At 47.7% G+C, this 18,237-nt stretch carries 18 protein-coding genes and 1 pseudogene; 12 read left to right on the forward strand and 7 right to left on the reverse strand.

Annotated features, from left to right (window positions below; all coding sequences use genetic code 11):
* Positions 1 to 23: 23 nt before the first annotated feature.
* The 3 genes from NDI44_RS07610 to NDI44_RS07620 form a co-directional block, all read right to left on the reverse strand.
* Positions 24 to 839, reverse strand: a complete 816-nt coding sequence (locus NDI44_RS07610) for a hypothetical protein (protein ID WP_190410655.1) — start codon at positions 837 to 839, stop codon at positions 24 to 26.
* Positions 840 to 1,155: 316 nt separating this feature from the next.
* On the reverse strand, positions 1,156 to 1,428 hold the full coding sequence (locus NDI44_RS07615) for a hypothetical protein (RefSeq protein WP_190410656.1): 273 nt from the start codon (positions 1,426 to 1,428) through the stop codon (positions 1,156 to 1,158).
* Positions 1,429 to 1,445: 17 nt separating this feature from the next.
* Positions 1,446 to 1,613: a hypothetical protein gene (locus NDI44_RS07620; protein WP_190410657.1), complete on the reverse strand. Its 168-nt coding sequence runs from the start codon at positions 1,611 to 1,613 to the stop codon at positions 1,446 to 1,448.
* 90 nt (positions 1,614 to 1,703) lie between these two features.
* Here NDI44_RS07620 and NDI44_RS07625 point away from each other — a divergent pair, with 90 nt between their 5' ends.
* Positions 1,704 to 1,892 (forward strand): hypothetical protein, encoded by a 189-nt coding sequence (locus NDI44_RS07625; protein ID WP_190410658.1) that lies wholly within the window; start codon positions 1,704 to 1,706, stop codon positions 1,890 to 1,892.
* A gap of 68 nt (positions 1,893 to 1,960) precedes the next feature.
* Positions 1,961 to 2,572: pseudogene (clpP, locus tag NDI44_RS07630) on the forward strand (ATP-dependent Clp endopeptidase proteolytic subunit ClpP); the annotation flags it as partial.
* 295 nt (positions 2,573 to 2,867) lie between these two features.
* On the opposite strand, the gene NDI44_RS07635 reads toward clpP, so the two are convergent.
* Entirely contained in the window at positions 2,868 to 3,725 is an 858-nt protein-coding gene (locus NDI44_RS07635; protein WP_190410660.1) for a hypothetical protein, read from the reverse strand.
* Positions 3,726 to 4,651: 926 nt separating this feature from the next.
* Here NDI44_RS07635 and NDI44_RS07640 point away from each other — a divergent pair.
* From NDI44_RS07640 to NDI44_RS07650, 3 genes are all read left to right on the forward strand, one after another.
* On the forward strand, positions 4,652 to 6,955 hold the full coding sequence (locus NDI44_RS07640; protein WP_190410661.1) for a ribonuclease R family protein: 2,304 nt from the start codon (positions 4,652 to 4,654) through the stop codon (positions 6,953 to 6,955).
* A 79-nt stretch (positions 6,956 to 7,034) separates the two neighbouring features.
* Positions 7,035 to 7,643, forward strand: a complete 609-nt coding sequence (locus NDI44_RS07645) for a flavin prenyltransferase UbiX (protein ID WP_190410662.1) — start codon at positions 7,035 to 7,037, stop codon at positions 7,641 to 7,643.
* Between the two features lie 78 nt (positions 7,644 to 7,721).
* Entirely contained in the window at positions 7,722 to 8,459 is a 738-nt protein-coding gene (locus tag NDI44_RS07650; RefSeq protein ID WP_190410663.1) for a LapA family protein, read from the forward strand.
* A 129-nt stretch (positions 8,460 to 8,588) separates the two neighbouring features.
* Here NDI44_RS07650 and NDI44_RS07655 read toward each other — a convergent pair whose 3' ends face one another.
* Complete coding sequence (locus NDI44_RS07655) at positions 8,589 to 8,780, reverse strand: hypothetical protein (protein WP_190410913.1); 192 nt, start codon at positions 8,778 to 8,780, stop codon at positions 8,589 to 8,591.
* Positions 8,781 to 9,161: 381 nt separating this feature from the next.
* Here NDI44_RS07655 and NDI44_RS07660 point away from each other — a divergent pair, with 381 nt between their 5' ends.
* On the forward strand, positions 9,162 to 10,670 hold the full coding sequence (locus NDI44_RS07660) for an NB-ARC domain-containing protein (RefSeq protein WP_190410664.1): 1,509 nt from the start codon (positions 9,162 to 9,164) through the stop codon (positions 10,668 to 10,670).
* Between the two features lie 46 nt (positions 10,671 to 10,716).
* Here NDI44_RS07660 and NDI44_RS07665 read toward each other — a convergent pair whose 3' ends face one another.
* A complete protein-coding gene (locus tag NDI44_RS07665; RefSeq protein ID WP_190410665.1) occupies positions 10,717 to 10,944 on the reverse strand; it encodes a hypothetical protein in 228 nt (75 codons plus the stop codon).
* A gap of 270 nt (positions 10,945 to 11,214) precedes the next feature.
* Between NDI44_RS07665 and NDI44_RS07670 the strand changes: the two genes are divergently transcribed.
* From NDI44_RS07670 to argB, 3 genes are all read left to right on the forward strand, one after another.
* Positions 11,215 to 12,666, forward strand: a complete 1,452-nt coding sequence (locus tag NDI44_RS07670; RefSeq protein WP_190410666.1) for an NB-ARC domain-containing protein — start codon at positions 11,215 to 11,217, stop codon at positions 12,664 to 12,666.
* A 73-nt stretch (positions 12,667 to 12,739) separates the two neighbouring features.
* A complete protein-coding gene (locus NDI44_RS07675; RefSeq protein WP_190410914.1) occupies positions 12,740 to 13,315 on the forward strand; it encodes a shikimate kinase in 576 nt (191 codons plus the stop codon).
* Positions 13,316 to 13,404: 89 nt separating this feature from the next.
* Positions 13,405 to 14,298, forward strand: a complete 894-nt coding sequence (gene argB / locus NDI44_RS07680; RefSeq protein ID WP_190410667.1) for an acetylglutamate kinase — start codon at positions 13,405 to 13,407, stop codon at positions 14,296 to 14,298.
* 24 nt (positions 14,299 to 14,322) lie between these two features.
* Here argB and NDI44_RS07685 read toward each other — a convergent pair whose 3' ends face one another.
* The gene (locus tag NDI44_RS07685) at positions 14,323 to 14,883 is read right to left on the reverse strand and encodes a hypothetical protein (RefSeq protein ID WP_190410668.1); all 561 of its coding nucleotides are present in this window, start codon (positions 14,881 to 14,883) and stop codon (positions 14,323 to 14,325) included.
* Between the two features lie 333 nt (positions 14,884 to 15,216).
* Between NDI44_RS07685 and NDI44_RS07690 the strand changes: the two genes are divergently transcribed.
* From NDI44_RS07690 to NDI44_RS07700, 3 genes are all read left to right on the forward strand, one after another.
* On the forward strand, positions 15,217 to 15,741 hold the full coding sequence (locus NDI44_RS07690; protein ID WP_190410669.1) for a tetratricopeptide repeat protein: 525 nt from the start codon (positions 15,217 to 15,219) through the stop codon (positions 15,739 to 15,741).
* A 291-nt stretch (positions 15,742 to 16,032) separates the two neighbouring features.
* Positions 16,033 to 17,340 carry a metallopeptidase TldD-related protein gene (locus NDI44_RS07695; RefSeq protein WP_190410915.1) on the forward strand — a complete coding sequence of 436 codons (1,308 nt, stop codon included), beginning with the start codon at positions 16,033 to 16,035 and terminating at the stop codon, positions 17,338 to 17,340.
* 56 nt (positions 17,341 to 17,396) lie between these two features.
* The gene (locus NDI44_RS07700) at positions 17,397 to 18,224 is read left to right on the forward strand and encodes a DUF3153 domain-containing protein (protein ID WP_339380875.1); all 828 of its coding nucleotides are present in this window, start codon (positions 17,397 to 17,399) and stop codon (positions 18,222 to 18,224) included.
* Positions 18,225 to 18,237: the final 13 nt, after the last annotated feature.

An 18,237-nucleotide genomic window follows, 5' to 3' on the forward strand; every position in this document is an offset into this window, starting at 1 on the left:
TCAATCGTGGCTGGGTGAGTACATTAGTTAACCGAACCTTTGAGCGAAGCGTTATTTTCTTTAATTTCGATATCGTTTATTTTTAAACGTCCCAATTCCAGTTCCAGTTTCAATCTTTGTTCAATTTTCTCTTGAGGAATTCCCAGCCGCTGGGAAAGTTCTGCTGTCGTAAAACTCAAATTCCCCACTTTTATTTTTGTTTGTTCTTCAAGTTTTAATTGCCCATTTTCTACCCTTGGCTTACCTTCCACACCAATATAAACTTCTTTCTCTTCTAAAAAAGGGAATGTTTTTATAACTTTTTCCAACAATTCTTTCTCTTGTTGATTCAGTTCTTCTTTGGGAACTTCTGAGACATTGAATACAACCCCGCTTTCTACCTGACCATTCTTGATGGTTGTATTGAGGCCCTTGGTAGATGCCAGTAACTTACTGGTATTTTTATCTTTAGCAATTGTTGAAATTACCAAATCATTAACTTCATGTTCGCTCAAATCAATTTCTATATTTTGAGTGCCTAATTCCGCTTGCGGGTTTTCGGTAATTTTATCAATAGCAGTTTTTTCATCACCTCCATCGCGTCTGCCTAGTTTTGTTGGCAATCCTTGGCTAGCCCCAATGCTATTTTCTATTTTGGCATCAACATTTCTTTGCAATCTGTCTTTGACTGTTTGGACTTCAGCTTCATTGCGAAAGTTAATTTGCCTAACTTGAGGATTTGTAGTTTTTTCTTTGGTAACGTACCACTCAGGAAGTTGGGTCGCCTGTTTCCAGTAATAATAAACTACTGAAAAAGAACCCAAGGCTAATAACAAAAATAGAAAAATGCTTTTTTTCATGTTCAAGTCAACTTCTTTTCGTAACAAAGTTTGATATTGATATATAGAGATTTTATCCTTGTTTATAACAAAATTAGTTTCTTTCCTTTCTTAGCGTTCTTTATGTCTTTGGGTTTGAATAACATTGCCTGGTTCACGGGAAGCAGAGGGACGAGAAAAAGAAAAGCGCCCCAACTGCTCTAGCTTGCGTAGATTATAGATGCCGCCCCTATCCAAGCGAGCAACTAGAGCGCTAGGACAGGGGTGCTAGGAGCGTGCTAAGAGCAACACCGCTTCGCTACCGCGCCTACCAATAACTTCCATCAATTAAAGCATCCTATCTCTGGCTTGATTGATGGAGGGGGCGATCGAGGCGCTGTTGGTACAAACAGACAAAAAACTCAATTTCTTGTCGGGCACTTTGTTGGAGTGGTGTAGGAAGAGAATCCGCTAACACGGTAAAAGGTTCTGTGACACTTTCGAGTAAATCGTAGATTTCTTCTAAAGGTACATCCTGATATTGCCGTGTCTGTGCAGCCAGTGCTGCTGTTGGCGTTAAGTCAATCTTCTGTTGAGCGATCGCTTCTAAATCTTTAAATTGCACGGTCATATCGAGCAACTCCTTTGTTAATAAGGACGCATCTGTACAGAAGTCGATCCAGTCAACTCCCCATTAGCGTTGGGTTGAGCAGTTGAGAGCGATCGCGGTGTTTGAATTGTGGTTGGGACGCTTAGTGCTGCGATTACATTGAGCAACAAGGTGATCGTGGCGGCTTGCAGAAGTCTTTTAGGCATGACTCGGTTCCCTCCATCCCCGAATAGTTCTAACAGTACGATTTGCTATAGCGATCGCACTTCGTCCCATTGATTCACCCGGTTGGGCGATTGTTTCCTGACGCAGACAACCAGCAAGATGCGATCGCTGTTGAAAAACCGAACCCCAGAGGACACAACGACAAAACACCCCTACCCTTTCAGTGCTACCGACGGGTTTTCCCTGATGTTCTACATTCCAGCCGACAAGCCCAATCCACCTGCTGCAAGCGCACCTTCTCGCTAGGGTTGTATCGGTAGTATTTCCAGCACCCGGTACTTTCTCCTACAATCGCTAAAATTAAGAAAAATCACCCGAAAAAGCAGACTCCATGATTCCTACCGTTATTGAACAATCAGGTCGTGGCGAACGTGCCTTTGATATCTACTCCCGGCTCCTCCGGGAACGCATCATCTTCCTGGGACAACAGGTTGATTCCGACCTTGCCAACTTAATCGTGGCTCAGCTGCTGTTTCTAGACGCTGAAGATCCAGAGAAAGACGTTTACCTGTATATCAACTCTCCCGGTGGTTCCGTCACCGCAGGTATGGGCATTTTTGACACGATGAATCAAATCCGCCCGGATGTTTGCACCATCTGCCTCGGATTAGCCGCTAGTATGGGCGCTTTCCTCCTCAGCGCGGGTGCTAAAGGCAAGCGGATGAGTCTGCCCCATTCCCGGATCATGATCCACCAGCCTCTCGGCGGCGCTCAAGGTCAAGCCACCGATATTGAGATTCAAGCCAAGGAAATCCTGTACCACAAAAGACAGCTGAACGAATATCTGGCTAAACACACAGGTCAGCCCATCGAGCGGATTGAGGAAGATACCGAACGCGATTTCTTTATGTCGGCAGAGGAAGCCAAGGACTACGGTTTGATCGATCAGGTGATTAAACGCAGTCCCTCTGCTACCCGCACAGCCGTTGCAGCGGTATAGAGAATTAAAAGTTAACGGACGTGCAATTTCTGGTTAGTCCCTCCATCAAGCGGGGCTTGGGAGGATCGAGTCAAGCAAATGTTGTGAGATCCCCCAGGAACATAGATTAAATAACTTACGGTCGTTCACGTTCTGTGGGGACATGGCAATGCTATGTCCCTACTACGCAAAAATGGGAGGTTAATCAATCCACGATCCTTCGCTCCCGATTGATTGAGGGAGAAATACAGAAAATTACACATCCCGTCAATAAAAAATGGGGGAAGCTCCATTTTTTATTGACAATTTTGCTCGGTTACTTTTCCGGTGTTGGGAGAGATTCAAGATAATGCAAGAAATCCAGCAATTGTTCCTGATTCAGCTCCGAACGACCTCGCTTACCGTAGGTTCGCTTCAGATAATCTTTTCCTTGCTCAGCAGTCCAGCGCAAACGCTTAATTTCTACCGTCGTTCTAGCCATCGCTTCGGATAAGTCCATCTCCTCAGCAGCAGAACTTGTGCTGCCGATAGTCATATCCATCGGACTTGGCTGAATAACCTCTTCGCTAGCGTGATAACCAGGCGATGAGATCATTGGCTGATTATGCTGGCTGCTAAACAAGCCTCCCGACATTTCTTCGGGTGTCTCGATCGCAGCATCATCCCCATAAAGCTCAGTATGGGCAGGGGAATACTCTTCTGCAAACGGGACATCCTGATTCGATAGCACGACGGGAGGTGGTGAAGCAGCTTCTTTTTGTCCCCGATCTGAGAAGGACATTCCAGCCATATCATTGAAGCTGACTGGATCGGAATACAGCCGATTTGGGCTTGGCTGCGAGGGGCTTTCTGACGGAATGACCGTTTCGCGTCTGGGGTTTGCGATCGCCCCCACTGGCACCTCAACCGCCACAGTTTGCGTAATCTGAGCATCAGACTGCGTAACTGGAGTGTTGTGGCTAGAACTTCCAGCAGGAATTCCCAAACAGTTCAACGCTCTGGCTGTTGCCTTGTCTTCTGCCAGCTCAATCTCACCGGCTGCTGCCAAACCTGTCGCTAGGATGACACCTTCGACTTGAACAGCGGCTTTGACCACGTACTTTCCTTCATGAATGGTCAGTAACTCAGTGGTCAGGCTGCCTAAGGGATAACGAACTCGGAATTGAGAAAACATAATACTCCACGCCACCCAAACCTAGTCGGGTTTTTTGGCTCCCATCAACGTTAAGTATAGTACGCCCCCTGAAAAACGATTTTAGAGAAGGTACCGCAAGAAACTAAAATAATTAGAGACTGTTCATCGGTATGGTATAAAACCATTCGCTACTGCCCGCTACGCTCGCAAGTGACCGAGTCCGTTTCACAGTGGTTGGCTTGAGAAAAGGCAGTCAGACAAAGTGCTTGTCGTCGCTTTTGTCGTCAAGCACCTGAACAGAGAAAGCACTGGTTGCTGCCAGTCGCTGGTTGCATCCAGAGTTCTTGTTCGGGACATCTGCTTGATATTCGCAAAGGCGGGCTGAAGGAGGGATGGTTGCCTGACGATGTTCCCTTGACGCTCAACTGTGGACTGTAGATTAAAGACGACCAACCGTGGACTAGAGACTACCAAACGCAGCCGTCTGTTGTCCAAAATCTGTAAAAAGACAAAATTTTGTTTGTTTACAAAGTCTAAAATCGATAGTCCAAAATCTTCCGCTCGCGTAGTGTATGCCGCGATTAACTGCGACTCCTCGCATAGCGTATATCGCGATATGCATCTCCTCGTGTAGCGCTAAGAAGGCTAGAGCATCGCGTTCGATGACGATGACAAGGTTTCGCATACTGTAGGGTGAGAAACGCGCCACCCAGGTAGTAGCGAGACATCTGTTAAAAACGCGGCGAATTTGGCGCTGCCACATCAGGGTAAAAATACCCATGCTTTCTAAGCATGGCGTCAGGATAACAAGGAGAAAAATCGCTTTCAATCGTCAGCGGTCAACAGTCAGTAGTCGGTAAGAAGAAAGAAGCAACTGTTGTAGAGACAAGGTTAGCTCATCTCTATCAGCTGACAAATTTAGACAAACAGAATTGTTTTTATGGTGGAGGCAAACTCATAGCTGCATGGAATTTTCAATCGCTACACTACTTTCTAATTTCACAGATGACAAATTAGTTGCTCCTAAGGTTCTGGAAAAAAAACTGCGTTGCCAGGATGAAGAGAGCTTAACTAAACTACAAATTGCCTTGGATGCCTTGGAAAAAATTGGCATTTTGGTCAAAGATCGCGGTAAGTATCGGCGCGTCCAAGAAGAAGATGTCGTCGAAGCCAAACTGCGCTGTTCGAGTAAAGGGTTCTGCTTTGCCATTCAGGAGGTAGAAGGAGCGGAGGATATTTACGTCCGAGAGAGCCATCTGAGTACTGCTTGGAATGGCGATCGCGTTCTCGTCAAAGTCACCAAAGAAGGAAACCGCAAACGCTCTCCAGAAGGGGAAGTACGGCTGATTCTAGAACGAGCCAATCCCTCGGTCTTAGCACGAGTCAAGCAAGTCGAAACCGGCTTTAGAGCCGTCCCTCTAGACGATCGACTGCTATTTGAACTGAATCTGCATCCGAACGGTCAAAACTTGGCGGAAGCCGTCGATTACCTCGTTCACGTCGAAGTTTTACGCTATCCCCTGGCATCGCAGCCGCCGATTGGCAAAGTCGCTCGCATTCTCGGCAGTAATGCAGAAGCCGCCGCAGACACCGATATTGTCTGTTGCAAGCACGACTTACCTCGCAACTTTCCATCTGAGGTGCTTAGAGCCGCAGAGGAATTGCCCAAACAGCCGAGTCAAAAAGATTTCAAGCACCGGCTGGATTTGCGGAATTTGTTAACGCTTGCCTTTATTCCTGAGCCTTCAGGAGCGGGAAGTGAGAACGAAACCGCTCAGCACGTCACAGAAAACGCTCTGACTCTTAACAAAACAGAGGCTGGAGTGTGGCAGTTGGGCGTCCACATCACGGATGTTGCCCACTACATTGAGCCACAAGAAGCCCTGGATCGGGAAGCTCGCAAGCGAGGAAACACCGTCTATCTGGGAGACATGGTGCTGCCAATGCTACCGGATGCTGTTGCAAGTCGCTGCTCCTTGGTACCGGGCGAAGCTCGCTTAGCGATCTCGGTACTGTTAACTCTCGATTCCGCCACCGGACAAATGGTGGAGTATGAGATTCAACCCACGGTGATTCAAGTAGATCGCCAACTCAGTTACGACGAAGCGACAGCAATTTTAGAGCGTCATCAAGATGCCGAAGCGCCAGTGTTTGAAATGCTCAGTCAGTTGTTTTACGAGCTGAGTCCGGCGGTGAAAGCACAGCGCCTAGGGAGGGGAGGATTTGAACTGAATCTGCCCGGTACTCAATTGCCCTACAACGATGAAGGCATCCTAGGAGCGATTGTATTTTCGGGAGGAGTGCGTTCTCTAGTCGTAGAGTTGATGCTCCTGGCAAATCAAGCGATCGCTACCCATTTGCAAGCACTCTTTCTGCCTGCAACGTATCGCATTCAGCCTTCTCCAGACCCGGAGGATGTGCAGGAATTGATGAAGTTGGCGAGTAATCTAGGCATGGAACTGCGCTTAGAGCAGGAAGAAGCCGTGACATCACGGGATTATCAACGTTTTACTCAAATGTTCGCTCAATCTCAGTCAGAGCGAGTCTTGATGTATCTGTTGCAGTCCACCCTGAGACCCTGTGGTTACAGTACAGCTCCAGGCTCTCACTTTGGTTTGGCTTTGGGAATAGGCGAGGACGAAAGCCCCTACACCCACTGTCTCTCACCGCTGCGACGCTACGCAGATTTACTGATGTCGCGGGTATTGCTTGCCGTGTTCGAGAAAGGACGCGATCGCCGAACCACTCGCGCCAAAGAAAGCGTGAATCTGCGTCATAGTTCCGCCCACGGCAATATCAACTGGAATGTCTTGCCACCAGACGTGCAAGAAGATTTAGAAAGCCAGCTACAGGGTATCGTTGTGCATCTCAACGAGCGTGAAAAGCTGACTTCAGATGCACAAGCGGATCTGGAAGGACTCAAAAAAGCCGAGCTAATGAAGGAACGCACGGGAGAAGTCTTCCAGGGGTTAATTACCGGCGTCCAGTCTTACGGGTTCTTTGTGGAAATTGAAGACTTGCTGGTGGAAGGACTGGTACACGTTAGCTCTCTTAAAGATGACTGGTACGAGTTTCGCTCCCGTCATGCTTGCCTAGTTGGGCGGAAAAGCCGCGTTTCCTATCGTCTAGGCGATCGCGTGGAAGTCCAAGTTAAGAGCGTTGATTACTATCGTCAGCAAATTGACTTGGTCATTGTCGGCGGCGGTAGCGAAGCCAGCAATGAGGATATAGAAGCAGATCCTTCTGTCGATCCTGAATTGGATGAATAGCTAATCGTTAATGGCTCATGGTGTGTTCAAGAACCATGAGCCATTAACCGTTTAGCTAATTACCCATTACCTACTACTAATGACCAAACCCCTTATCCTCGGCATCACGGGTGCCTCTGGCTTAATTTATGCCGTACGTGCCTTAAAATTTCTGCTCCAAGCTGAGTACAGCGTTGAACTGGTTGCCTCCAAATCTACTTACATGGTTTGGCAGGCAGAGCAAACTATCCGGATGCCTGTAGAAGCAGTGGCACAGGAACTATTTTGGCGACAGCAAGCTGGAGTCGAAACGCAGGGTAAACTTTACTGCCATCCTTGGGGCGATGTGGGAGCCAATATTGCCAGTGGTTCCTTCCGCACCCTAGGGATGGTGATTATGCCGTGTAGTATGAGTACCGTGGCGAAACTGGCAGCTGGCTTAAGTTCCGACCTTTTGGAGCGAGCAGCAGATGTCCAACTCAAGGAAGGGCGGAAACTGGTTCTTGTGCCCCGCGAAACGCCCTTTAGCTTGATTCACCTGCGTAACCTGACGGCTTTGGCAGAAGCAGGTGCCCGAATTGTCCCAGCAATTCCTGCTTGGTATCACAATCCCCAAACAATTGAAGACTTAGTAGACTTTGTGGTGGCGCGTGCCTTAGATCAGCTAGATATTGACTGTATCCCGATTAACCGATGGGAAGGAAAATGAAAAATTAAAAATGTAAAATTGAAAATACAAGAAGAAATTCTGCATTTTTAAGCTTTAATTTTTAATTTTTAATAGATTATGCCTGCGATTCGGATTTTACTGCTGATGTTGGTGCTAGGGTCCGTAGCACTACTTGCTTTACAAAATTTGTCGCCGGTGCTAGCGCTGGTATTTTTGGGTGCTAAGACGCAAGTGCTACCTGTAGGGGTTTGGATTTTGGCAGCGATCGCAACGGGTGCCCTGACTGGCAGTTTCTTACAATTGTTGAGCTATCTACAACGGCGTCCCTTACAAGCACGCATCCGCAAACTAGAAGCTACAGAACCCCCTCGTGCCAACCAGTCGCGGCGGGAAACTTCCCAATCTACCTATACCACTCAACAAACCTCTACCACTCAACAAACCAGTTACACCCCTCCCCCTCCGCCAGAGCCAACGAATACCGATGCAGATGGAGATGACTGGGAAGAGGAGGTTGCGGAGGATGATGATTGGGGGGATGAATCGGAGGAACCGCGCGATCGCACTCCAAGCCGACAACCGTTTGCAAAAGAATCTGTAGCAGAACATACAACCTACGAGCGTCAGCAAGAACCGAAAAGCGCCTCTCGATCGGGTTCCGTCTATTCTTACAGCTACCGGGAACCGCGCAATTCTGGGGTGGGAAAAACTGAAGCCGTTTATGATGCTAGTTACCGGGTAATTACCCCGCCCTATCAGGAACCTGAACCTGTACGGAAAACCAATCCGGATGAGGACGACTGGGGATTTGAAGACGAGGACGACGAGTTTGACACTGATTGGAAGAACCGATAAGCCTAGAGGGTGACTTTTTTTTGTGAGGGTTTCCCTCAACCCCTCTCCGGGGAAGCATTCACACGCTTTATTATTTTGACTCCTGAATGCTCAAGTCATTAACCCCAAGAATTAACTCCAAACCACTGCTTATAACCGCATCAGTTCGCGCGATTGCTGCTTAACAAGACCTGTCATTGCGGCTTTCTGCAAGGTCATGAAGGCATTAAAATCCTCATTGTCATACTTTTTTCTTAATAACTGTCGCAGTTGATCTTCAGCTTCAACGGTTAAATATCCAATAGTCAGTGCTTGTTCGACAAGTTCGCGGATGAGCATAATAATTTGTCACCAACTCAATCAACACCAGGAGAAACCATTAGGTTTTTAAATAGGGAATTCACGTCAGTTAATTTACGGATGCCTTTTCTGAGCCAGGGCAATATAATTGAGCCGCAGGGTAGGGTAATGCCGTTAAAACCTAGGAAAACCATCGCTTCACCTCTTTTCTCCCTCTCAAAAACTGTGAAATTTTAATGAACTTTAGATGAAAGTTAGATAAAGTCTCCCTAAAATTTAAGGATAGCCAAAATATTAAAAAAACTTCATCTAACAATCGTTATTAAATTCGTTAGAACTTCATCGTAACTTCGTTAGGATTTCATAATTAATCCGTTAGAATCAGGCGTTGACAGCCTTTATTGAGGTTAGCAACGCGAGAGAATGGTATCAACTGTTGAGCGGCAGGACGACGAGTTTACAGAAGCAGCAAATAATTGGCATTTGGAGAAGCTTTATCTAGATTTAGCATCTGCCAAAGGAAGGAGTTTGACACCTGTTGAGAAGAAATTCTTAAGAGGATTGTTGTGTGGCTATAGTCCAGCAGAAATAGCAGACACTGTCTACAAAAGTCGCACTAGCAGTGCCGTTAGAGTTTACTTATCGAATGGGCTGTACAAATACATTCAAGAACTCCTGATTCGCCAGACGGGTGACGTTATAAAAATCAAGAACTGGAGCCGCGTCACCAACTTGCTCTCAAAAGCTGGATATAAAATAGATTCCGCTAACGTATCCGAACACGGTCAAGCTGAGACATCTGCCATCGGGACGGCGATCGCTTCCCAGGATTGGGAAGAAGTGATTGATGTAGCAGCTTACTACGGTTGCGAGGAAGAACTGGCAACCTTAGAGCAGTGGATTGTCCACGACAGCTGCCGCTTAGTGGCATTGTTAGGGATAGGGGGAATCGGGAAAACTGCTCTTGCTGTGAAGCTAGTAGAACAGATTCAGCAAGATTTTGAGTTTGTCATTTGGCGATCGCTACGTCATGCTCCATCAGTTCAAGATTTGGTGGCAAACTTGGTTCAATTTCTGTCTCAAGGACAGGAAATCATCGGTGACGCAACCGCAGACGAGGGAATTTCCCTACTGATGGCTTATCTGCGATCGCACCGCTGTCTGATCGTCCTCGATCGAGCTGAGGAAGTTTTATCTCCTATCCAACACGCTGGATACTATCGTCCCGAATATGAGGGATATGGGGAACTGTTCCGACGTCTGGGAGAAGAACGCCATCCTAGCTGTCTGGTTCTCACCAGTCGGGAGAAACCGAAAGAAATTGCATCCTTAGAAGGGGAAAACTTACCCATTCGTTCCTTAGAATTGAGGGGGTTGTCAGCATCCGATGGACAAGAGTTACTGCAACTCAAAGGTTTAGTTGGCTCAGCTGAAGAATGTAGAGTCCTGATCAACCGCTATGCCGGGAATCCGTTAGTCCTGAAAATTGTGGCAACGACGATTCAAGATGTCTTTGACGGGAATATCACCGACTTTTTAGCAGAAGGGTTGGTTGTCTTTGGGGATATCCGAGATCTATTAGATCGGCAGTTCAATCGCCTCTCGGACTTAGAAAAAAAAGTAATGTACTGGCTGGCAATTCGTCACAAGTTAATTCCTATACGTTCCTTGCGAGACGAGGTGGTGCCGGGAGTATCGAAACGGCAGCAGCTAGAAGCAATGGAATCTTTGCGACGGCGATCGCTGATTGAAAAAACCTCGAATAATTTCACCTTGCCACCTGTTGTCAGGGCGTATCTCGCTGACAAATTAGTTGAGCAGATTTGTGAAGAAATGACGACTAAAGATGTGGCTCTTTTATTAAGCTTGGGGCTAATTAACGCTCCATCTGGGAGATACGAAACCAACCGTCGTCTAACCTTACCGGGTTAACAAAGGGCTGGAAAGGACGATTTTTCGCCAATGCTTGGCTTAGCCGCTAGCATCTCCCACAGGAAAGTCGCTGAGAAAGGGCGAGTTCGCGGGACTCTTGCCTCACTTGACCCAGCATTGCAGCTTGCTGCAACTGCATAAAAGCGTTGAAGTCTTCTAATCCATACTTAGTTGTTAAAAGTCTCCGCAGCTGTTCTTCGGCTGCAACAGTTAAGTAGCCTGTACTCAAAGCGTGTTGGACGACTTCGCGGATATTGCTGAGGTTATTTTTCATGGTAGAACACCCAACTTTGATGATCCTAAGTGAGATTACCGTGCTTCACAATTTAACCTTATTAGGCAACCGTAACATTACTGAAATTGAAACAAAGCAATTATAGGGTAATTTCAAAGTAATTCAAAGCCAAGTTGGTTGCTCAAGTTAATAGTTTGCAGGATTTTGTTGACACAAAGCTCCAAATTTTGTCAGAAATACGCAAAAAGGTCTATCGGTATCTATATGGCTGGTGGATTTGACCTCAGAAGAGATAACAGTAACGTTTTTTTGTCCGCAAGCTTAAAGAAAAAGCTACACGAAGAATTCAACAGAAAGTACAAGCCTGAAGGCAAGCGTGCCTTAATGCAAGAATTTTTGAGTGCGTGGCGGAAACAACTCAATACACTTGAACCCTCCCGCCAAGCTTTACAAGCGATTTTGAACTCGGAGAGCCGCCAAACCTGCGAGTATCGGATTGCCAACGGCTTATGTCATCTGTTACTGAACTGTTCCTATGATGAATGGAGCGAGTTTTCTAAGAATGCTCCGGACAATTCTCAGAGCTTGCTATCCTGTCCAATCGGGGAAGAGGTCGTTCCTCAAGACTCCTTGTCTACTACTCCTGGTACAAGATACTGGCAGGAGAATGGAACCCTCAACGCCCCAGCCGAAGCACCACTAGAGCGGAACGAAAAACGCCAGCAGGGCTTGTTTATCCCTAATCCGCGATGTCGGATGGTGTGGGGGCGAGAAAGCTTCATTCAAGAAGTATTGAACCGCTTGGACGATCCCACAGAACTCTCTATTTTTTCCCTCAGCGGCAGTCCAGGGTATGGCAAATCTGAAGCTGCCAGCCAAATTGCGAAAGAAGCACTCGACAGAAATCTGTTCGCGGATGTGGTGTGGGTGACAGCGAGGCAAAGCGAGTGGGTGGATGGTTACATCAGCCAGGAAAAGCAGTTTGAGGCGCTGACGTGGAAGAAATTTTTAAATGAAATCGCGCATCAACTGGATTGTCCCCCTGAGCGAGTTCACCAGCGTTTGAGAGCAGAGAAATTGCTTGTCGTCTTGGATAATGCGGAGACCGCACAAGTTGAAGATATTCTGGCGAACCTTATCAAAATGCTCAACCCCAGTCGGGCACTGATTACCAGCCGACACCGAACTAAACCTCCCTATGTGAGATTAATTGAAATCCCAGGACTCGAAGCAAGATGGTCGTCTAAATTGTTGGAGGATGAGGCAAAATACAACAACATTTCGGTAATAGGGCAGGCAAGCAACGAACAGCTTTATCAAATGCATCAATTGTCTTGCGGCGCACCCTTAGCACTGCATTTTCTGGCTGGGCGAGTATTCCACGATCAAGCACTTGAGCCAATCTTGTCGGAATTAAAGCTTGCCAGCCGACAAGTGGAGACTTTCTACCGCTTCTGTCTGGAGGCAGCATGGCAGCGAATCAATGTGGTAGCAAAAAGTGTACTGCGTTATATGGGCGGGGTGGATGCAACGGTTAGCAGAGCCGAGTTGTCTCAAGTTGGGAAATTACTGGATTCGGACTTAGATGCAGCACTTGCGGATCTGAGACGATGGTATTTGATTGAAGACGTACAAGATGAGCTAGGTAATCCCCGCTACGATCTGCATCCTTGGGTGAGAAGCAGCGTGCGCGGAGGATTGGTAGAAAAGTGGCAATCGTCGCTGGAAGACTTGGATAAAGATAGCTACCGGGAAATTTGATATGGAGGTAAAAGAGTTAATTTCTTCCGTTGATGGTTACACTAGGACAGCGATCGCTCCTGCAATTGTAAATATGGAAAAAAGCAATCAGAACCTACGCGACCGACTCAAGGGCATCAATGTCTATCTGATTGGCATGATGGGTGCGGGAAAGACAAGCGTAGGACGCTTATTGGCGCAGCATCTGGATTATCACTTTTTCGATACCGACGCGGTGATTGAGCAAGTTGCCAAAAAATCGATTAATGAGATTTTTGCCAGTGACGGGGAAGAAAGCTTTCGGAAGCTGGAAAGCCAAGTGCTGTCGGAATTATCGGCTTATACGAAGTTAGCGATCGCTACTGGCGGCGGTATTATCCTGAAGCGAGAAAATTGGAGCTATCTCCAACACGGTCTCGTCGTATGGCTGGATGTCCCTGTGGAACTTTTAGTCGCCCGTTTGCAAAACGATACCACCCGACCTCTGTTAAAAAACGCTGACATCGCGACCGAATTCCCAAAGCGGTTTGAGCAACGAAAACCGCTGTACGCCCAAGCCGACCTGCACATCACCGTTGGCGAGGGGCAAACTCCCGAACAAATTGCGACGCAAGTAATTGAAGCTATTCCCACAGTTCTTAAGCCAAAGCCAGACAATAACGGTCAGTAAAACTGGAAACAGCCGCCTCTAATCGTGCCGCAGACGCCAGTATGCACTAAACTTCTAGAAAACGATTACTGGCATCATCCTGCTAAGCAATGCTTAACGATAGCGAATACCTCAAGAAAGCTGAAGCGACTCGCGTTCGAGTGCTAAGCGAAGCACTACCCTACATCCAGCAATTTGCCGGTCGCACCGTTGTCGTTAAATACGGCGGCGCGGCGATGAAAGACGCTTCGCTCAAAGATAAGGTAATGCGCGACATTGTATTCTTATCCTGTGTAGGCTTGCGTCCCGTCGTGGTACATGGCGGTGGTCCAGAAATAAACTCTTGGCTGGGCAAACTGGGAATCGAACCCCAATTTAAAAATGGCCTGCGCGTGACCGATGCCGCCACAATGGAGGTGGTGGAAATGGTTTTAGTGGGTCGGGTCAATAAAGAAATTGTCTCCTTAATTAACCGTGCTGGCGGTTCCGCTGTTGGACTTTGCGGCACAGACGGCAACTTGATCAAAGCCCGACCAGAAGGGGTAGAGGGCATTGGTTTTGTGGGAGAAGTGAACAGTATTGATATCAAGCTTTTGCAGTCACTGGTCAGTAGCGGATATATCCCTGTAGTGTCTAGCGTGGCAACCGATGACAGTGGACAAGCCTATAACATCAATGCGGATACCGTAGCTGGGGAACTTGCGGCAGCTTTGGGGGCAGAAAAGTTGATTTTGCTCACAGATACAGCAGGGATCTTGCAGGATTATAAAGATCCCTCCACTCTGATTGCCAAAGTGGATATCGCCGAAGCGAGGCGTCTAATTGAGAAGGGTATCGTGGGCGGTGGGATGATTCCCAAGGTGAAATGTTGCGTGCGATCGCTTGCTCAAGGCGTTCGGGCTACTCATATTATTGACGGTCGTATTCCCCACGCACTGCTATTAGAAATTTTCACCGACGCCGGTATCGGCTCGATGATTATCGCCTCTGAGTTTATGACTTAGGGTTTATGACTTAGGCGTGCGCGATTAACGAATAATAATCTGCCTGGGTTGGTTGAAGCGTCTGCGATTGCCTCGCGGATTCACAATCACTGGATTAATCAGGATAGAATCCCGAATCTGGGGATTGATTAAGGTGGGGTTGATCAGTGTTGAGTTGTTGACTCTCCTGTGCGATCCCACCGGGTAGCCGGGATAACTCGGATAGGAGTTGGGATAACCCTGGTAGTAGTCAGGATAACTTGGATAGGAGTTGGGATAACCCTGATAGTAGTCGGGATAATTTGAATAGGGGTTGGGATTGACTCGGTAGTAATTACTCGATCCGCGATCGCTCATCCCTGTCGTTGGGTTGATCGGAATCGGGCTGGGAATCGGACTGCCATAAACAAAGCTACCTGATGACTGCTGGGGAACTCCATGCTGGGGAAATCCATAAGTAGGCACGCCTTGCTGAATGATTAATTGTGCCTTGGCTGGGGAAATCGCCCCGGTTAGTACCGTAATGCCCAGCGTCAAGGGTGCTAAGCCGGTGGCAAGGCAAAACCGATGAAAACGATGCAACGGCAGAGGTAGGGTTTTGAGCATGGTTTTACATCCTAATCTTTTGGATGGTGCTAAGTATGAAATTTTGAATGACTTCTTAAGATAAACCCTGGCAAGGCGAGGAAAATTCCCCTCGTTGATTCACCTGAACGGGTGATGTTGAAACAACGAAACAGAAACCACCCCTTACAGACGATAAATCTTCCGAGCTGGCAGCTTGCAATTTTTGTCTTTGGATGCTCTCGAAAACCCTGGCAAAGGCAATTGATTTTAGCCGTCCTGATTACAGGATAATCTGCTTCGCTAAAATTTAAAGAGGCTATCGGTGATGACGTACAAAGCACAAAAAAGTTCTCTTTAAATTCGATTGGCACAGTGAATTCAGAAACCCAGGAAATTATTAGAACCGAGTACCAGACTGGCACAGCAGCATTTGAGCGAGGAAATTACCGCCAGTCAGTGCAGCATTTAGAGAAGGCAAGTAGCTTGGTGACTCGAAACTCCCGATTGGGAGGAGAAATCTTGATTTGGCTGGTGACGGCTTACGAAGCAGCAGGACAAACAACAGAAGCGATCGCCCTCTGCAAACAGCTGCGACATCATCCCGATCCACAAACTAGCAAGCAAAGCCGTCGCCTACTCTACATTATGGAAGCCCCGCAACTCAGCAGGCGTCCAGAATGGTTGACAGAGATTCCCGATCTCACAACTCTCGCTGACAGCGAACCGGAATTTCGCCGGGGGAGCAATCTTCAGGGTGCTACGAAAACTCCTCAAAAGCGTCCAGAACCGGAACCCATCGATCTCAGCCAAGTAAATACCAAGGACAATTTGTTTATTTGGGTTGCCTTGGTTGCCATTGGTTTGACACTCGGTGGATTAGCTTGGTTTAATTTTTGAACGCTAATTTTATCTGTGATTGGGTTCTTGTTTGGCTTCCCGCAAACCTTTTTTTATGCCCAATATGGCGTGACTGGATGGGCTTTCCTAGGTTGGGAAAATTCATCTAATCGCAAATCCAGCTTCTGTTTGAGTTGTTGAGGAGATTTTTCTCCAATTAAAAGTCGTAGAACAATTAGCAGCAGTCGGTAAACTTCCTGTCTGTCTTTACAGCGGTATTTAGGGCAGTAGTGCGACGAGTCCCTCTGGTAGCTTTAAGATGGTATGGGTGAAGCGGGAGAACCTGAGATGGTGACTGATGCGACGCTGGAGCAGATTCTGAAATTGGCGAAGGGACGAACCGACTCCGCTGAGGTTTACTATCTATCAAGCCAAGACACACCAGTTGAGTTTGAAAACAATCGCTTAAAATCCCTGCAAACCAAAGCACTGCAAGGAGTCGCGCTGCGGGTGCTACACGAGGGGAGGCTGGGTTTTGCCAGTTCCACAGACTTGACGCGGCTGGAAGATTTGGTGGATGCTGCCGTACAAACTTCAGAAATTGGCGACAAGGCTGAGTTTGAATTTGCTGCGGATGTACAGGTGACGGAACCGGAAAAAAAATATACGCCACCAGCAACCCAGGAATTAGTGGAAGTGGGCGATCGCTTAATTTCTCAAATCCACGACTACAACTCCGATATTCTGGTAGATGTGGGGTTCCACGTCCGGACAAATAACGTAAAAATTGCAACCAGTGCGGATGTCTACGCCTCGCGCACTAGCCAAGTTGTCAGTGCCAGCCTTTCGGGGAATTTGGTACGGGGTGAAGATTTTCTCCAGGTTTATAGCTCCGATATTGCCCGTGAAGGCGTCCCAGATTTTAATCGCCTTCTAGAAGATTTGTTACGAAAATACGCTCTAGCAGAGCAGCCAGCGACCATTCAGAGCGGATCTTTCCCCGTTCTGTTTAATCCTAGAGCTGCCGCTAGTGCCATCGGACGCCTATTTAAAACGGTTCTCTCCGGTCAAAGTATCGTCCAAAAAGCCTCTCCTCTCGTCGGTAAACTGGGCGAAACCCTATTTGACGAACGCTTAAATTTATTTGAAGATCCCAGCATCGGGCCATCTGCCTGTGCTTTTGACGATGAAGGAACGCCCACCCGTCGCAAAGTGCTTATCGAGAAAGGCACGGTAAAAGAATTTTATTGGGATCGGCGCTGGGCAGCCAGGGCTGGCTGTGAGTCAACAGGAAACGGCTTTCGGGGTGGTTTGTCGCGTCCCAGCCCAGAGTTAGTAAATCTCTGCTTTGCGCCTGGGAAGACATCGACAGCGGATTTAATTGCCAGCATGGATGAGGGGGTGATTGTGGATCAGGTTCTCGGTGCTGGACAGTCGAATCAAATGGCGGGAGAGTTTTCTGTCAATCTGGATTTAGGCTACAAGGTAGAAAAAGGTCAGATTGTCGGTCGAGTCAAGAATACGATGGTGGCTGGTAGTATTTTTGAGGCGTTTAAAAATTTGGTGGATTTGGGCGATAAGCCGGAATGGGTAGGCGGGGGTAGTTTCTTGCCGAGTTTGTTGTTCCAGCAGTTGGGTGTAGCGGCGCGGCAAGGGTAACGAACGACTTCCGGCACGAGAGAAGGCAACCAGAGAAGTAAGGAGGAGAGAAAGGCGTGAAGTTAGCTGTGTTGAGTCGGAGTGCGAGGGGTGCTTTCGGTAAAGTATTGCCGAAAATGCGGGTTTTTTGGGCGATGCTGTTAGCGGTCGTATTGCTGTCGGGCTGCGTTCAGTATGATGCTGGGGTGAGGTTCGAGAATCCGAACCGGGGCGAGATTGTCCAGCATATCAAGTTGGGCGAACAACTGACTGCATTGAGCAGCGAGCAGGCACAGGAATGGTTAGATAGCCTTCAGCGTCGGGCGCGACAATTGCAAGGGAAAACGAAGCGCATCTCAAACCAGGAAGTTGTGGTGACAATTCCGTTTGCTAGCGGTGCGGAACTGGAGGAGAAGTTTAACCAGTTTTTTAATCCCCCGGCAAAGAAAGGTTCTCAGGCGGCGACAGATACAGATTTACCAAAGATTAATTCCCACCTGAGTCTGAGACAGGGGAATTTCCTGTTCTGGATACGGAATCGCTTAAGCTACGATTTGGATTTGCGATCGCTCGGCGTTCTTTCTACTAACGGTAACGTTATCGTTAGTCCCGGTTCGCTGTTCGATTTGGACTTTAGCTTGAGAACCCCTTGGGGGGCGCGGAGTGTTGAGAAGGCGGAGAATGCACTCAACCCAGTTATCTCAGAGAAAGGCCATCTGTTAGTTTGGACGCTCAAACCCGGTGAGGTGAACCATCTTGAGGCGGTATTCTGGCTTCCCAGTCCCCTCGGTATTGGTACCCTGATGATTATCTTGTTAGTAGTGGCAGGGTTTTATTTAAAATACAACCGAGGCAAGGGAAGCGGTGTCAGTTCTGCACCCCCATCGGTGCCACAGGTGCCGTAAAAAAGTGATCGCG

It is taken from the genome of Trichocoleus sp. DQ-A3 (genome assembly GCF_039961975.1).
Lineage (GTDB): Bacteria > Cyanobacteriota > Cyanobacteriia > Cyanobacteriales > FACHB-T130 > FACHB-T130.